The 16,395-nt window shown below is 45.3% G+C and carries 13 protein-coding genes and 1 tRNA gene; 9 read left to right on the top strand and 5 right to left on the bottom strand.

The window, feature by feature from the left end:
* Positions 1–40: 40 nt before the first annotated feature.
* Entirely contained in the window at positions 41–1,360 is a 1,320-nt protein-coding gene (locus EFA69_RS15060; RefSeq protein ID WP_123133919.1) for an MFS transporter, read from the bottom strand.
* A gap of 99 nt (positions 1,361–1,459) precedes the next feature.
* Between EFA69_RS15060 and EFA69_RS15055 the strand changes: the two genes are divergently transcribed.
* The 4 genes from EFA69_RS15055 to EFA69_RS15040 all read left to right on the top strand — a co-directional run bounded on the left by EFA69_RS15055 (position 1,460) and on the right by EFA69_RS15040 (position 7,117).
* Positions 1,460–2,119, top strand: coding sequence for an RNA polymerase sigma-70 factor (locus EFA69_RS15055; protein ID WP_123133918.1), 660 nt, complete (start codon positions 1,460–1,462; stop codon positions 2,117–2,119).
* A gap of 71 nt (positions 2,120–2,190) precedes the next feature.
* Positions 2,191–3,252, top strand: a complete 1,062-nt coding sequence (locus tag EFA69_RS15050) for a FecR family protein (protein ID WP_123133917.1) — start codon at positions 2,191–2,193, stop codon at positions 3,250–3,252.
* A gap of 35 nt (positions 3,253–3,287) precedes the next feature.
* Positions 3,288–4,022 (top strand): head GIN domain-containing protein, encoded by a 735-nt coding sequence (locus EFA69_RS15045; protein ID WP_183906807.1) that lies wholly within the window; start codon positions 3,288–3,290, stop codon positions 4,020–4,022.
* Between the two features lie 509 nt (positions 4,023–4,531).
* Positions 4,532–7,117 (top strand): carboxypeptidase regulatory-like domain-containing protein, encoded by a 2,586-nt coding sequence (locus EFA69_RS15040; protein ID WP_148041375.1) that lies wholly within the window; start codon positions 4,532–4,534, stop codon positions 7,115–7,117.
* A 149-nt stretch (positions 7,118–7,266) separates the two neighbouring features.
* Here EFA69_RS15040 and EFA69_RS15035 read toward each other — a convergent pair whose 3' ends face one another.
* On the bottom strand, positions 7,267–8,730 hold the full coding sequence (locus EFA69_RS15035; protein WP_123133914.1) for a hypothetical protein: 1,464 nt from the start codon (positions 8,728–8,730) through the stop codon (positions 7,267–7,269).
* A gap of 278 nt (positions 8,731–9,008) precedes the next feature.
* On the opposite strand from EFA69_RS15035, the gene EFA69_RS20150 reads away from it, so the two are divergent.
* From EFA69_RS20150 to EFA69_RS15015, 5 genes are all read left to right on the top strand, one after another.
* Positions 9,009–9,209 (top strand): hypothetical protein, encoded by a 201-nt coding sequence (locus tag EFA69_RS20150; RefSeq protein WP_148041374.1) that lies wholly within the window; start codon positions 9,009–9,011, stop codon positions 9,207–9,209.
* Positions 9,210–9,315: 106 nt separating this feature from the next.
* The gene (locus EFA69_RS15030; protein ID WP_123133913.1) at positions 9,316–11,058 is read left to right on the top strand and encodes an ABC transporter substrate-binding protein; all 1,743 of its coding nucleotides are present in this window, start codon (positions 9,316–9,318) and stop codon (positions 11,056–11,058) included.
* Between the two features lie 8 nt (positions 11,059–11,066).
* A complete protein-coding gene (locus EFA69_RS15025; protein WP_123133912.1) occupies positions 11,067–12,431 on the top strand; it encodes an ABC transporter permease in 1,365 nt (454 codons plus the stop codon).
* Positions 12,397–13,485, top strand: coding sequence for an ABC transporter permease (locus EFA69_RS15020; protein WP_148041373.1), 1,089 nt, complete (start codon positions 12,397–12,399; stop codon positions 13,483–13,485). The genes EFA69_RS15025 and EFA69_RS15020 overlap by 35 nt, the downstream gene beginning before the upstream one ends.
* Positions 13,486–13,674: 189 nt before the next feature.
* A complete protein-coding gene (locus tag EFA69_RS15015) occupies positions 13,675–13,935 on the top strand; it encodes a hypothetical protein (RefSeq protein WP_123133910.1) in 261 nt (86 codons plus the stop codon).
* Between the two features lie 392 nt (positions 13,936–14,327).
* Here EFA69_RS15015 and EFA69_RS15010 read toward each other — a convergent pair.
* From EFA69_RS15010 to EFA69_RS15000, 3 genes are all read right to left on the bottom strand, one after another.
* Positions 14,328–14,414 (bottom strand) — tRNA-Ser (locus EFA69_RS15010).
* Positions 14,415–14,489: 75 nt separating this feature from the next.
* The gene (locus EFA69_RS15005; RefSeq protein ID WP_123133909.1) at positions 14,490–15,563 is read right to left on the bottom strand and encodes an asparaginase; all 1,074 of its coding nucleotides are present in this window, start codon (positions 15,561–15,563) and stop codon (positions 14,490–14,492) included.
* Between the two features lie 3 nt (positions 15,564–15,566).
* Positions 15,567–16,331, bottom strand: coding sequence for a TatD family hydrolase (locus EFA69_RS15000; protein ID WP_123134862.1), 765 nt, complete (start codon positions 16,329–16,331; stop codon positions 15,567–15,569).
* Between the last annotated feature and the right edge of the window lie 64 nt (positions 16,332–16,395).

Genomic DNA, 16,395 nt, shown 5'->3' with positions numbered 1-16,395 from the left:
ATTAATTTGGATGCCCCCGCTGTTTTTATAAAAATTGTACCTAAGCCACCGGCTCAACCGGGGCCAGTTTGCGGGTCCTGATGGTGAAAAGGAAGACCAACCCAATCACGAAGAAGACCAGTAGCGCTAGAATGCTGTTCCGCATTGACCCGAAGAACTGTTCGGTTGCCCCAAACGCCAGCGTGCCAAGGGCCAAGCCAACTTTGTCACAGATGTCATAAAAGCTGAAGAAGGAAGCATGGTCCGTGGTTTCGGGTAGCAGTTTGCTGTAGGTAGAACGGGAAAGCGACTGCACCCCGCCCATCACCGCTCCCACCACAAAAGCCAGCACATAATACTGGTTTCCGGTAGTCACAAAATACGCGCCTACGGTAATGCCTACCCACACCAGCACCGCCCACACCAAGGCCATGGTGTTTCCAACTTTTCCGGAGAGCCAGGCAAAGAAGTATGCCCCGCCTATGGCTACCCCCTGGATAATCAGTAGCACCGTAATCAAAGCAGTCTCCGGGAGGTTTAATTCCTTAGACCCGAACAGTGAGGCCATGTACATCACCGTCTGTACGCCCATGTTATAGAAGAAAAAAGCCAGCAGAAAGCGCTTGAGCAGCGGAAGCCCCTTCAGCATCCGGAAAACCCTCCCCAACTCCTTGAAACCATTCAGGAGATAGCTTTTGTCTTCCTTCCCTTCGGCGGTGCCGTTTGCATTGTCTGGTAAATACGCAAAAGAATACTGGGAGAAACCAAACCACCACAGCCCCGTCATGAGGAAAGAGATACGCGCGGGGAGGCCTTTGTCCTCAATGCCCACCACCTCAGGAAACAACACCAGACACAATGAGAGAATGAGCAGGATCATGCTGCCAATGTAGCCTAAGGAGAAACCGCGGGCGCTCAGCCGGTCAAATTGGTCCTCGGTGGCTATCTCCGGTAGATAGGCATTGTAGAAGACGATACTCCCACTAAAGCCGATGGCAGCCACCATGAACAGCAGCACAGAAATGGAAAAAGTCTGCTCCGTGAAGAAGAAGAGCCCCATACACGCCGAAGAACCCATGTAACAGAAGAAACGCATAAACGTCTTTTTGTTGCCCCCGTAATCGGCGATGGCCGTGAGCAAGGGACTCAGAAAAGCAATGGTTAGGAAAGCTCCCGTCAATGCATAACTGTACAGCACAGAGGCGGTAATATTCAGCCCAAAAAAGCTCACGATGCCCCCGTTCTCCCCTTTGGTGAGGGCATCATAATAGATGGGGAAAATGGCGGTGGTAATTACAAGGGAATAAACAGAATTGGCCCAGTCATAAAAGCACCAGGCTCTCATCACTTTAGGGTCATTTTTAGGAAAATGTTGGGTCATAGGAACGTCTGTCCTTTTCAAAGGGATATTTGGGTTCTAGTTAATCAAAATTAAGTAATTAAGCCCTACCTCAGCTTTGATTTTAGGCCGAAATATAGGATGCCATTCAGCTTCTTCTATCTTTGCATTACACTTAATTTTACGATAATGGGTACACCTTTACTTACCCAAGACCAGGAATTGCATTCCCTGCTCAAAACGAACGAGTCCCTTTTTATGGAAACGTTGTTTAAGCAGTACTACGCTCTTCTGTGCCGAACGGCTGTGCGTTTTACCAAAGACACGGAAGCCGCCGAAGATTTGGTACAGGAAGTTTTCTGCAAAATCTGGCAAAACCGGGAAGTATTGGAAATTAGTACTTCCTATAAAGCCTACTTAGTCCGTTCGGTCACCAACCAAGCCCTTAACTACCTTGAGAAGCAGAAGCGGTTGGTACTGGCAGAAGACACCACTGCTTTTGAATCTTCCCTCTCAGCCAACACCACTATGGAACTGCTGGCAGGCACAGAGATGGAGGCTAGAATTCAACAGGCCTTGGCGGCGTTACCACCCCAGTGCCGACTTATTTTTGAGATGAGCCGTTTTGAGGAACTCACCTACAAAGAAATAGCAGATACGCTTCAACTTTCTCCTAAAACGGTTGAAAACCAAATGGGAAAGGCTCTCAAGATCTTACGGGAACACTTACTGTTACTGTGCTTAACTTCCTCATTCTTACTGCATTTATCAGAGGCCAGCCAAATATTAACATTACTTTAACATTTTCTTGAGGCAGACATAGGGGTAATAACCTTATTATTTGTCACTTATATACCACGACACCAACAAACATGACAAAACCGATACTTGAAACCCATGAGGGCCCAGAATGGGTTTTAATGGCGAAGGCACTTCGGGGGGAACTTTCAGATTCAGAGCAGCAGACTTTTACCGCCTGGTTAAATGAGAATGACTCCCACTCCCAGCAATGGGCCAACGCACTAGAGGTTTGGGACGAGGTAGGCGAGGAACAGAACCATACCTTTGAACCCAATGTAGAGGCTGCCTGGAGCAAGTTCTGCGCCAAAGCAGAGATTACCCCAACCAGCAAAGTGATTCCTATCCATCAGGCTAATACAGCCGCCACAGAACCAGCCCCGCAAGAAGCTTCACACTTCCCGTGGAATACCCTATACAAGTACGCCGCAGCCTTTGTGTTGGCCGCTGGTTTGGCTTGGCTAGGGTATTTGCAGTTTAACTCCTCCCCTGCCTGGACCCAGATTGCCACCGCTGCCGGTGAGCGTCATTTGATTTACCTCCCAGACAGCAGCCAGGTGACCTTAAATGAAAACTCCACCCTCAGATACCAGACCGCCTTTAGAGGCTCTGAAAGAAAAGTGGAACTGATAGGCGAAGGATTTTTTGAAGTGCGCAAGAATCCAGCCCAGCCTTTCGTGATCAAGAGCGGCAATGCCCAAACCACCGTCCTGGGAACATCTTTTAACGTGAAGGCTCCCAAAGGTACCTCAGACGTATCTGTGGCTGTAGTGACGGGCAAGGTTGCTTTCGCCTCCTTACAGAACCAGAAACAGGTAATTCTTACTCCTGGTTTTACGGGCGTGTTGGCAGCAGATGGTTCACTGGGCAAAGAACAAACCCAGAGAACAGCACAGCCAGATTGGCAAGCACTGGTTTTCCAGAACACTTCCATTTCAGAGGTGGCCAAGCAACTGGGGGAGTACTTCAACGTGTCCATCCAAGTTCCTAATAAGGGGGTACAGCAATGTACGTTCACGGGTACCTTCGCCAATCCGGAACTCAAAGAGATCTTGTCCATTCTGGAAATATCCTCAGACCTAAAAGTGAAAGCCGAAGCTGGCTCGTACACCCTGGAGGGTACAGGCTGCAACTAGTACCGCTGGTCTTTGATAGGCCATATTCTAAAAACATGCACCTTAAAGCCACGCTTAATTATCTCTCGCTTTTCTGCTTAACAGGGTTTCTCCTCTCTTGTGATATTTTAGGTTCTGGCCCTTGCCTGGAGGGCAGCGGCTCTATTAAAAAAGAAGTCCGGAACGTAGTTGCTTTCAAGGGAGTAGACATGCGCATTGCCGGCAACGTGGTCATCACCGAAGGGAAAGCCCCCGAAGTAAGCCTAGAAAGTTACTCAAACCTGCTGAAGGAGATTAAGACTGAGGTGGTGAACCAAACACTGGTGATTCGTTCCGAGTCCTGCTTAGAGTACTCCAACGAGGAAGCCACGGTTTACATCACCATGCCCGATATTGAGCATGTGGAACTAAAGAGTTCTGGCCATGTACGTGTACAGGCAGTGCCTTCTTCACAGAAACTGCGGGTGGGTTTATCTGGTTCTGGTACTATCCACTATTTGGGCAGCATAGCAAGAATTAACTTACTGCACTCAGGTTCGGGTCAAATCACCTTAGAAGGCTTTGCCAATCATCTGGAGACCACGCTTAGTGGCTCTGGCAAAATTGAAGGCTATTTCATGAACGCAGATACGGCAAAGGTACTTTCCAGCGGGTCTGGCATACAGCAGATTTGGGTGAACGGTACCTTTGATGCCACCGTCACGGGCAGCGGCAATATCTACTACAGGGGCAATCCGGCTTCCATCTCCACCTACGTCACAGGTTCGGGCAAAGTAGTAAACGGTAATTGAAACCCTCCGCTGTACTTTTAATTTTCATTTTTGACTGACAAGCGTTTAGGGGCTGTTTCTGGAAAAACAGCCCCTAAACGCTTGTCATTGCTCTAGTCATTGCTCTATATCAAATTCAGTAGAGACAGAGAACTCTAGCTAAAACAATAAAAGAACCGGCAAGTCTTTAACAATGAAGGGAAGCGGTACTATAACTTTAATCAACACCGCTGAATTACGTTTAGAGCTTCTTTTCCCAAAATCAGGGCAAAACTATTCTTTTGGCGTTTTGTCCTACTTGAGCCATAGGAAAGTCTTGTCAACATTCAGAAGTAGATAAAAAGACTGTATTCCAGCTATTTTAATGCTATGATTTTGTAGATATACCCGAAATATGGAAATTAGCAATCTACTTCACCCTATTTACCAAAATAGCTTTCCTCAATTTAAGGGCTTTGCCAAAACAGGTTGTCATATTTCTTTGCGCCATCGTTTGGCTTCTCTCTTGGCAGAAGGCTGGGGCGCAGGATGTGCCACTAAGTACACCTGTTTCGTTCCGTTACGAGAAAACCCCACTGGAGCAGGTGCTCCAAGACCTGGAGAAGCGGTACCAGCTCCGTTTTTCCTATAGTAACAGTCAGCTGCCCCTGAACGCACCGGTTTCCTGTATGGCCACCGCTCTTTCCCTGGTTAATGCATTAGCCGAACTTTGTGAATGCGCGGAACTCTCCTACCGCATCATTGGGGAACAGATTGTTCTTACGCCCAAAGACCCCGATGCTTCCTCAGCTCTAAAAAACTACACCCAAACCCTTCGTGGCACAGTAATAGATGCGGGCTTAAAAACGCCATTGATTGGAGCTACCGTGCAACTGATTTCAGTGGAGCCTAACCGCGCCGTTAGTACTGGAATTGACGGTTCTTTCGCCTTGGACCGGCTCCCCATCGGTCGGCACTCCCTTAAGGTCACGTACTTGGGGTATAAAGAAAGCCAGATTTCCAATATCATGGTCGTGTCTGGAAAAGAAACGGTAGTCTCCGTCCAACTAGCCGAAAGCTACATCCAGGAAGCTGAAGTATTGGTGGTGGCAGAACGAGATAAGACACTGCCTCAGAACTTATTAATTTCCTCCAGCGTGCATACGCTCAGAACAGAAGAAATTAACCGTTTTGCCGGGTCACGCCAAGACCCCAGCCGCATGGCCGCCAATTATGCCGGCGTCTCCAGTGCCTCAGACCAACGCAACGACCTCATTGTGCGGGGTAACTCTCCCCTGGGAGTTCTGTGGCGGTTAGAGGGAGTTGAAATCCCTAACCCAAACCACTTTACCTTCACCCCTAATACCGGCGGTGCCTTTAGCTTGCTGAACAACAACTTACTCGACAATTCAGACTTTTTGACGGGTGCTTTTCCGGCAGAATATGGCAACCGGATTGGAGCGGTCATGGATGTGAAACTGCGGGAAGGCAACAATAAGAAAGTAGAAAACACGCTCCAGTTGGGCCTCAACGGAATGGAAGTGGTCACGGAAGGACCATTGGTGAAAAAGTGGGGGGGCTCTTTTTTGGGCAGTATGCGCCTGTTCACTTTCCGACCTTTAGAAAAATTGGGTGTGGACATTGGATACGAAGGTTTACCCCGCTACCAAGACGGTTCTTTCAAGGCCGTTATTCCCACGCCCAAAGCCGGTAAATTTTCGGCTTGGGGTATTGCCGGCAGCAGCAACGTCACTATCTATGACATTGACGAAGACACCACCACCTGGGGAAAGCTCAGGTACCGCTTGGAGCCTACCCTCAACAACCAGATGTACGCGTTTGGCCTGCAGCACACCTATACCCACATCCCCAAAACGGTTACTGAACTGATCGTATCCACCTCTGGGAGCCAAGTGGAAGCCACCAGCATTGCCACCTATCGTAACCTAAGCAACCGGCTGTTCTACTACCTCCGGAATTTTGAGAAACAGCTCATCACCCGCTTCAACATCACCCATAAACCCAATGCCCGGCTGTTGGTTAAAAGCGGATTGACCTGGCAGAAAATGTACTACAACAACCAGGAGATCATGTACCAGGACCAGCAGGATGTCTATGAAATTCCGCTCGATGCCCAAGGGTCTGCCTCGCTGTGGCAGGGGTACCTGCTCACTAAGTTCTCCGTCTCTCCCCGCCTTGATGTCCAGACAGGTGTTTATGCCCAACGCTTTTCAATAGGCAAACGATTGGCTATTGAACCCCGGTTATCCATTGATTACTACCTCACCGATGCGCAGAAACTGAACTTTTCAGCCGGTTTCCATAGCCAAACCCAGCCATTGGTGTATTATGAATATCGCTTTTTTTCCCAGGAACGTCCAGAATTCAACCAGCCCTATAACAAGTTAGATTTCACCAGAAGCCGACAGGCCGTACTTAGCTATAACTACAACCTGAGCCCTACGTGGCGTCTGAAAGCCGAAGGATATTACCAGTACCACTTTAAGGTGCCCGTGAGCAAACGAGCTGGCGAGGAAGCGTTCTCCATGCTCAACCTGGGTACCGACTACAGTTTTGTGACCGTAGACAGTGTGGTCAGCAAAGGAACCGGCAGGAACTATGGGTTGGAACTTACCGCTGAACGATTTCTAAAGAAAGGTTTCTATGCGCTGGCCAACCTCTCCCTGCTACGGTCAACTTTTACCGGCGGCGATGGCCAACGAAGGCCAACCACCTTCAGCATTGGCTACATCTCCAATTTCCTAATTGGAAAGGAGATTGATCTGGATCCTAATAAGCGCCACCACCTCTCCCTTGATTTAAGAGTAAACTACTCTGGCGGCAGAAGAATTATTCCCATTGACGAAGAAAAAACCTTGAATGAATCCACCGACAAGATTTATTATGACGTTTCCAACGCCTACCGGCCTCAGCTAAGGAATTACTTCAGAACAGATATTCGGGTGTCTTACCAGCTCAACACAAAAAAAACAACCCACTGGATCTTTGCAGCAGCTGACAATGTGCTGAACAAGAAAAATGAGCTTTATTACGGCTGGGATTTAGAGGAAAACAGGGCCAAAATTTACTATCAGCTAGGAATTTATCCGTATTTGGGATATAGAATTCAGTTTTAAAACCAAAAGATCTTCGCGCTTCCTTCCTGAATTGATAATGATTTACAGTGTTAGAATTAGCACTTCCGTTTAGTGGCTTTTTAGGAAAAATGGCCGCTAAACGAAAGTGCTTTATGGTTCCATTCTCTTTATTTTAATAGAATGAGAGATTAGTTGACCCTTTTCAAGCGTTCCAGAATAAGCTCCCATAGATGCTCGTACGGAATAATCTCTATTTCGGCATAGGCGTCACCGGGAGTTGGGGTACGCTGCAGTTTGGTGTAGAGGTATTGCCCTTTCTTCTGAGTCACCAGTGGATCAAAGTTTGAACGAACCAATACAGCCAGTAATTTGAAGAACGTCCTACTCCGTTCGCTAAAGCTGTCTTTAAAGTGGTTTTGCGCATATTTCTTCAAAGACTCCACTCTATATTCCAAAGCTTCAAAATCCACTATTTCCAAATAATACATCACCTGCAAGATCAAGATGGCCACATTGAAGCCCTCTTTGTCTTTACTGTAATTTTGGGCATTTTGAAGCAAAGTAATCCATTTAGTAGGTTGTTCAGATTGAGGAGCTACAAAGTGCAGATAGGCCTCAAAAATCACCCATCTCTCCTGTGCCAGTTTGTTTATTTTTTTAATGAAAGGATTCGTCTGTACTTGGTGCAACAGTAAATGAGCCACATCATATTTTTTAGCATGTATGGCTAGAAGAATATAATTCTCCATGTACGCGAACCAGTTGTTACTGCTCTGATCAAATGAGGAGTAGTAAGTATTCGCAAGCGCTAACCCCTCCTCCAGTCTTTTACATCTTAGGTAAGCATATACCTGAATAAATTGATTGAACTTAATGTCAAACCGCTTGGCGAAGGCATCATTATCGGCTGTAAGCTCATTGAATTGATTTGTTAGCGTGATGATGTCTTCAAAATTACCCTGCAATTCATGTAACCAGACAGACAATCTGTAGTAATTATTAAAGGCCTTGAACGTACGAGCTTCCGTCCAGATAGTCAATAGCCTCTCAATCACTGGCTTTACTTTTGTTAAGTAATTTTTTCTGGCGGAAACAGAATAACTTAGCTCAACCTTAGCCTCCATAAATAGAATCTCTGACTCTTGATCAGCTTCTAAACGGGGGGCAATCTTCTCTAATTGTTCTTTTACTTTATAAAACTTGCTTCTTTCGTTTAAGTTCATGTAGACTTGCAGCAAGGTCCTTGTACAAAGTGATACAATGTAATTGAAATCAAATTCTTTAGCTTTTTTTATTACTTGATGTAATATTGGAGCAGCAAGATCATTAGCTCCTGAATCTACCAAAACCTTCGCCTGGTAATATTTAGTTAAACAAGATTGCTCTATCGCTGCACCTATATCATCATTATCTTCGTCTAAGAAAAAAAGCTGATTCATCAGCTTCTTTCTCAGACGTGACTTAATCATTTTTAAACCCTTGCCGTCTTGTCCACTCTTATATAAAATTGAATATCCTGTATGGTCATCGGTAATTTTTCCGTTAACAATTTCATCATACAGACGTTCTTCTTTAGACTTGTATATAAATATATGATTTGGCTTACCAGCTCTTTTTTCAACAATTTGTATTAATTTTCTCAATTCTTCCATAAAGCACACATACTGCTGTAAATATTTAGATTTACTATTAACTTTATTTAATCCCTAAACAATACTCATGCAAAGATCTATAGAATCGTTACGCTTATAAAAAATAGCTCTCAAAAATATTTAAATTTAAACCATATTATAAAAATAACACAATTATATATTATAAAAATATAATAAATCCTTTAAATATTCATAGTTACAATATAACTAAATGTTTCCTTTCCGCAGATGGCTAATTGTAGGAAATTTGTCATATAAACTTAAATCTAATAAAAGCCATGGCAGAATTACTTCTCTCCCTCCTTCTTCAACTTTTAGTTGCTACAGGTATTTCTACAGATAAAAAAGATGTAAATGCAACTTCAGCCAGTAGCGCTACATCTGTTCAAACAACCTCTACTTCACAGTCAAATGAAGGTGGTGACAATAACACTGATCTTGGCTATGGTGGTTCAGGCACTTGGGAAACAAGAGACTAATTAATAAAAATACTATATCAGCAATTAAGGGAAGATAATATTCCTTTAAGTTACTGCATCAAGGGCCAAGGCTAATTGTGTCAAGTTTCGTAATATTGAGCAGGGTATGCCCCTACTTGTCTTGCTCAATATGAAAAACTTCTGTGCAAAGAGCCTTGGCTTCTTTTTTTTATGGTTTTTTTCTTGCTCAACGCCAGCTTCTGATCCAGCTGTTAGAATAAGAATACCTCAGGATCCAGAGTCTTTACATCCATTAAGTTATGGCAATGCAATTGCCTTACAACTGCTCAACTTGGTTCATCAAAGTCTCTTAACTGTTGACTTCAAAGATAAAACGATAAAACCTCTTTTGGCAGTTGACTTGCCAAGCGTTCGGGTGCAAGATTCATTGTCTTTCTATACCTATACGATAAGGCCAGAAGCAAAGTGGGACAATGGTTCTCCCATTACAGCCGCAGATGTAGCATTCACCCTTAAGTTGCTGCATAGTCCTTTGCTGGAAAATGAGCGTTGGCGTGCGCAATATGGTTTTATGAAAGACATAGAGTACTCCACTGCTTCTCCCACTACATTTACCATTACCTGCACTGGATATTCTCCAGAAATGAAATTGATGACCGGAGATTTCTTTGTTCTACCGGCCTATCAATTAGATCCTGAAGGTTTACTTTCCTCCATACCTTACCGTCTGGTGCGGCAGAAACATGATTCTCTAGCCCTAACTCAAAACTTCAAGAAGTTTGCAGCTTTCTTAAGCAGTGCCGCAATAGCCAGAGACACTTCTTTTGTGAAAGGTAGTGGCCCATATAAACTAACTTCCTGGAGTTCTGGAAGAGCTTTGCTATTAGAGAAAAAGAAAAACTGGTGGGCTAAGAATCTATCCTCCCAAAAATCTGGTCTGCACGCTAATCCTGAGAAAATAGTATATCAAGTCGTTCCCGACAACGCTGCTGCCTTACTGGCCTTAAAAAGCCAGCAGGTTGATGTAATGGACAATATTCCCTTAGTGTCGTTTCAGGAGATGCAGAGAGATCCTAAATACAGGCAACTATTCAATTTTTACACACCAAGTTCCTATGATCTTATTTTTATGGGAATGAATGGTGAAGATCCGCTGCTAAAGGATAAGGCCACCCGGCAGGCGCTCGCCCATCTGATCAACGTTCCTCTCGTCGTTTCCTCCCTGCACGGTGGATTGGCCACTCCTACCGTAGGGCTTGTCCATCCGCAGGAAAAGACATTCTATAATTCAGAATTGCAGCCGCTGAAATTTGACTCTCAGAAATCTATACAATTATTAACTGCATCTGGCTGGAGAAAATCCTCCTCTGGATGGGAGAAAAAGATAAACGGTCAAACCCGCTCTTTAAAACTTAACTTATTATATAGGGCAGGCAACACAGATTTCGAGAACATGGCGCTTCTATTTCAGCAGAATGCCAGCAAAGTTGGAATTCCAATCTCATTGCAAGCAATGGAGAGTAGTCAGATCAACGAGAAGCTCTTGAGCCGTGATTTTGATCTCTATTTCAGAACCTTAGTAGGCAATCCGTTTTCCTATAATCTGGTTCCCTTGCTGCATACCTCTAATGCTAAAGTAGGTGGCGCAAACGTAACGGGTTTCGGCAATAGACAGACCGATCTCTTACTTGAACGAATTGCGAAAGAGGAGCGCACTACTGAAAAAGCAATTCTATTGAAAGAGCTGCAGCAGAAGATGCAGGAAGAAAGCAATATGGTTTTTCTTTATTTTCAACAAAGCAAGATTGTTGTAAGTAAAAAGATCGATTCTGTGGTAGTATCAGCCTTGAAGCCAGGGTATGATGTCTTAAGGTTTATAAAAAAATAGTGAATTGAATGAATTTCAGAAGCGTATCTCTTTCACTGCTGAAGTTCCTTTTCACACTTTGGCTCACCGTATCGTGTGTATTTCTTTTGAGCCGCCTATTGCCGGCTATCAATGCCCCTAAAGGCATGCAAGAGGCAGATACCGTCATTTATGGAGCCGCCAATGCGGCTACACTGGCAAAAGTAAAAAGTGATTATTTAAAGAGAAACGGCTTACTTGATCCTCTATTTTACATAGATATTTCCCTCAAAGGAAAGGTACTGGCTGCACAGCTGAAACCTGATGAACTTGACAAGGTTTGGGTAGAAAAAGCAGTGCTAAGGCATGGGTTCAATCAAGTTGCCAAATTCTATGGGGTCTGGAATGATTGGAAGAAATTAGTCCCCGATACTGTTCACAGCACCCTTACCCATCATTTGCTCCTATGGACTAATGATAACGCTCCTATTGCAAGAGCTGCTCCTTATCAGGAAATAACCAAACTGCTGAAAGCTCAACCTAGTTTAGAATCTGCTCAACTGCTCTCACACTGGCAGAACCTACAAAATCAACGCGCCCCCTTATACTATCATCTACCGGCAGTACAGTGGCAAGGAACGAATAATGCATATCACCACTGGTTGATGAACCTCTTACAGGGCAATTTAGGCACTTCCACCCAGGATTATCAGCAGGTTTCAGCCAGAATTTCCCATGCAATTGGAACAACAGTAATCATTGGATTGCTTGGTCTCATTATGGCAACTGCCGTCGCTTATTTTGTTGGCTTCTATTTCGCGCACCACAGCAGAGGAATAGCCACCCGCTTAGCCCTGAAGGTACTTTATCTTCTGGATAGTATTCCGGCCTTCCTCATTGCCCTACTAGTACTAACCATTTATGTGGTGGCTGGCGGTTCTATGCTGCCTATCTTTCCGCAGGAAGGTTCTTTTATCGCTCATACCGCATCGTTGCTTTCCAATCCTTCAGTGGTCTTAGGAAGTGTCTGTATCGCATTACTGGTGACACCCCACCTTACACTGCAGCTTCATAGAAGTTTAGAAGAGCAATTGGGGCAACTATACTACCGCACGGCACGGGCAAAAGGGCTTTCCCAAAAAGAAACGCTAAAAAAACATATCATGCCCAATGCCTTGCTACCTTCCCTTACACTTTTAAGCGAAGTTACCATTGGTATTATGGCAGGTGCTTTGGTTATAGAAATTACCTTCTCTTTACCAGGCTTAGGAAATTTGCTTGCGCAATCTATTTTGACCGCCGACTATCCGGTGATTGTTGGGATAACGCTTCTCTTGTTAATCTTCAGGCAAGTGGTGGTAAGTTTGACCCATTTTGCCTTTGTTCTACTTGATCCTCGCCTCAGAAACGGATAGCGGTTCTATGGGGAAAAAGGTGTTATTCAAATCCTTCACATTAGCAGGAAAAATTAGCCTGCTCTGGCTATTGCTGTTTACGATGGCGGCCATTTTTGCCCACTGGGCAATACTGCAGGGAAGAGAGATGGAGGCAACTCCAGAACTGGCTTATCTACCTCCATTTACCAACCCAGCTCATCTATTAGGAACAGATCAATTGGGCCGTGATGTTTTACTCTATTTATTTTTGAGTTGCCGTACCGCTTGGCTTTTGTCTTTTCCGCCGCTTGTGCTTACTACCATTCTTGGAGTTGCAGGGGGGACCGGAGCGGCAATTTTAGGTAATACAGGCATGAGAATAAACAGAGTAAACTTTTATGTCAGTCTTTTTCTCCTGCTTGTCTTTCTTTACCTCTCTCCAGTTTTAGATGGCTTAGTTCCCATCCGTTACATCCCGCTGGCCAGAACAGCCTATTGGTTAACCTGCATGGGGCTGCTGCTTTACCTTTTAATATTCCGAGGCTCATCGTCTAAAGTGAGCAAACACATTACTATTCCGGTAGATGAAGTTCTGGAAAAAAGCATCAACATTTGGTCTGCTTTGCCTAAGTTACTTCTCCTGCTTCTTCTAAGTGCTTTTGGTACATTCTCACTCTATAGCCTAATGGGGTGGATCTGTCTTGGGTATTGGGTCCTTCCTGCCAGGGTAGCCCGTACAACAGTGCTGCAGATAAAACAAGAGCCTTACTATGAAACTGCTAAAGCACTAGGTATTCCTTTCCAAACTAAATTCTTGAATTTTATCTGGCCCGCATTGCAAGGTCCTATTCTTACCAATTTCTGCTTTGCGGCCTCTGGTTTATTAGGAATTGGATCCACCCTTGCCTATGTGGGAATTGGCGTTCCGGCAGATATTCCTTCTTGGGGAAAAATGCTGGCGAATGCCCGGTTTTCTGTGGAAGCCTGGTGGCTTATTGCCTTTCCTGCGGCTTTACTCCTTGTTAGTATCTTGAGCTTGCAGACAATTGGGCAACAATTTCAAAAGCCTCTAGACAGAAAACGTTATAGATAAACCATTTTCTATCTATCCTTTAATAAACGCCCCTTGTATTTTTATTTACATCACATCTAAGCTTAATATTTTATATAAATAACACAATTAAATATACTATAAATTAAAGTTACCAACTACCTTATCGTTTCCTATATCTTAATCATGGAAGGCTTTAATATTGTATCATATTAAAGAGCAAAAAGAGAAATGGAAGCTAAAGGTTATACATTAAAAGGTGCCATCAACGAGCGAGCTTACACGCATGTTAGCATCTCTGTACCTAAAAAACCGGGCGGACAAACCTCAAAACTGCTCTTCGGTCACTTGAAAGGCAATTCCACTATCACTTTGAGTAATAACCTGGAGTTCAAGGCCGGTTCGTCTTCAGAAGGAATCGTTGTGGACGGTTTTTTTCTGGGAACTTTTGAATTTGATTCATTAACCGGTCATCCGGGTATCAGATATTAGGATTTTGAGTTGTCTTCCGTAGCCCCCCATGCGGAAGTTAGTTTCTTGTTTTAGTTTTTTTTGTTGTTTGTCTGTTTGCCTGCCGACTTGTCACCGGCAGGCATTTTTTTGCCCCATCAGCAGCACCCTAAGTTACAAAAGTTTAATTAGAAACATCATCTTCAAAGGTTTACTTACACACCTCTTCTTCAGCACCAGAGAATAATAACTACCAGATAAAGGCAAACTGTAATGGCGTTTAGAGGCTCTTTTTCTGAAATTGGGGGTAAACCAGTTCCTTGAGAGAAGGAGCAAATCGCCATTCTTCAGGATGCTGGAAGCTTTTGGAAAGGGAATCACCGCATGTACAAATAAAAAAGCCGCAGACATTACATCTGCGGCTTTTTTATTTGCGGAGAGGGAGGGATTCGAACCCTCGATACCGTTACCAGTATACACACTTTCCAGGCGTGCTCGTTCGACCACTCTGACACCTCTCCGTGGCCCTCTTATAATTAGGAATGCAAAGAAAGTGAGAAGCAATTGCTTTTGCAACCCCTTTCCCGCTTTTTTAGCTAAATTCTGCTGGACATCTCCCCTCTCAGATCGGTGGTTAAAGCCGTGGCAATTTCTTCGCGGGTAAGGTCTTGGGCTAACACAAACATCAACTTGGTGACGGCTGCTTCGGTACTCAGATCTGAGCCGCCAACTACACCCATGTCTTTCAAGTACTTACTGGTTTCGTACTGCCCTTGGTGCACTTCCCCTTCCTCACACTGCGAGACATTCAGGATAGTAATGCCTCGTTCAATAGCCTCGCGCAACAGCGTCAGGAACCAGGGATAGGTTGGTGCGTTTCCGGCCCCAAAAGTTTCCAACACCACTCCTTTTAAACCTTCGGCTTCCAGAATGGCTTTCACCACGGAGGGATTAATGCCTGGGAAAAGCTTCAGGACGGCTACCTGGCTTTCTAAATCCTGAAAAATGCGGAGCGGAGCAGACGGCGGTGGCAGAATGGCCGTTTCGTCATATTCAATATCAATTCCGGCCTTGGCCAGTTCTGGGTATTTACCTGAGTGGAAAGCGTTGAAGTGGCGGCTCTCTACCTTGGTGGAACGGTTGCCGCGCAGTAAAACCGTATTGAAGAAAATACAAACCTCTGGCACCAGCGGCTTGCCCACTTTGTAGGCAGAGGCAATTTCCATGGCCGTGATGAGGTTACGCCGGGCATCGGTGCGCATGCGGCCAATAGGCACCTGCGCGCCGGTGAAAATTACGGGTTTGCTTAAGTTCTCTAGCAAAAAGCTCAACGCCGATGCGCTATAGGCCATGGTATCGGTGCCATGCAGGATCACAAAACCATCGTACTCATGGTAATTCACCTGAATCACCTGGGCCAGCTTGACCCAGTGCTCCACTCCCACATTGGAAGAGTCAATGGGCGGGTCAAGGCTGAGCACCGTCAGCATCACCTTGAACTGACGCATCTCCGGCACGCGGTGAATGACCTCGCTGAAATCAAAAGGCACCAGGTGCTGGTCTTCTTTGTCTGAGACCATGCCAATGGTACCGCCGGTGTAAATAAGCAAGATGGAAGCCTCGGGATCCCGGGGGGCTGCCGTATTGATATTTACCTTTAAAAACTTCATATACTATCTGGAAAAGAGATTTCTGGCATTGGCCGTGGTGACCGCCGCAACCTCATTTAAGGAAATTGATTTGGTATCGGCTAATTTCTGCGCCACATAGGGGAGGTACGCAGGCTCATTCCGCTTGCCGCGCTTAGGAACAGGCGCAAGATACGGACTGTCGGTTTCCAAAACTAAGTGTTGCAGATCGATTTGTTCCAGCACCGGCCCCAACCCTCCATTTTTAAAGGTACTCACGCCGCCAATCCCCAGCAGGAAGTTTTGGTCAATGACCGCCTGCGCCTCTTCTACCGTACCAGAAAAACAGTGGAAGATCCCGCGCAGGTTACCGTCCTGCTGTTCTTTGATGATCTCCAGCGTGTCTGCAAACGCCTCACGGGTGTGGAGTACAATAGGAATCTGATGGGTTTTAGCCCAACCGCACTGGATGCGCAACGCCTCTTTCTGCTCCGCCACAAAGGTTTTATCCCAGTAATAATCCAGGCCCGCCTCCCCTACACCTTTAAAGGAACGCTTCTCAAACCACAGCTCCATCTCCTGCAACACCTGCCGGAAATCCTGAAACACGTGGCACGGGTGCAGCCCCAGCAGCGAATGGCACCAAGGGTGACGCTGCTCCAGTTGGAACATTGGTTCCAGCGAGGCCAGATCAATATTGGGCATGTAGATTTCGGCTACCTGCGCCTCTTGGGCCCGTTGTAGCATTTCCTCCAGATCAGGGTTGAACTCGGGGGAAAAGACGTGGGCGTGTGAATCTATAAAAAACATGTGCGTATTCTGAATGGATGCGTTTAGGGGCTCTTTTTCCAAAAACAGCCTCTAAACGCCAAAG

Origin of the sequence: Rufibacter immobilis, from assembly GCF_003721565.1 — a bacterium.
GTDB classification, from domain to species: Bacteria; Bacteroidota; Bacteroidia; order Cytophagales; family Hymenobacteraceae; genus Nibribacter; species Nibribacter immobilis.
This window is presented reverse-complemented; position numbering and strand designations above follow the sequence as displayed.

Coding starts and splice junctions, on each gene's coding strand:
- EFA69_RS15050 (WP_123133917.1), top strand. CDS start 2,191: ATGACAAAACCGATACTTGAAACCCATGAGGGCCCAGAATGGGTTTTA.
- EFA69_RS15045 (WP_183906807.1), top strand. CDS start 3,288: ATGCACCTTAAAGCCACGCTTAATTATCTCTCGCTTTTCTGCTTAACA.
- EFA69_RS15015 (WP_123133910.1), top strand. CDS start 13,675: ATGGAAGCTAAAGGTTATACATTAAAAGGTGCCATCAACGAGCGAGCT.
- EFA69_RS15060 (WP_123133919.1), bottom strand. CDS start 1,360: ATGACCCAACATTTTCCTAAAAATGACCCTAAAGTGATGAGAGCCTGG.
- EFA69_RS15055 (WP_123133918.1), top strand. CDS start 1,460: ATGCCATTCAGCTTCTTCTATCTTTGCATTACACTTAATTTTACGATA.
- EFA69_RS15035 (WP_123133914.1), bottom strand. CDS start 8,730: ATGGAAGAATTGAGAAAATTAATACAAATTGTTGAAAAAAGAGCTGGT.
- EFA69_RS15005 (WP_123133909.1), bottom strand. CDS start 15,563: ATGAAGTTTTTAAAGGTAAATATCAATACGGCAGCCCCCCGGGATCCC.
- EFA69_RS15025 (WP_123133912.1), top strand. CDS start 11,067: ATGAATTTCAGAAGCGTATCTCTTTCACTGCTGAAGTTCCTTTTCACA.
- EFA69_RS15000 (WP_123134862.1), bottom strand. CDS start 16,331: ATGTTTTTTATAGATTCACACGCCCACGTCTTTTCCCCCGAGTTCAAC.
- EFA69_RS20150 (WP_148041374.1), top strand. CDS start 9,009: ATGGCAGAATTACTTCTCTCCCTCCTTCTTCAACTTTTAGTTGCTACA.
- EFA69_RS15030 (WP_123133913.1), top strand. CDS start 9,316: ATGCCCCTACTTGTCTTGCTCAATATGAAAAACTTCTGTGCAAAGAGC.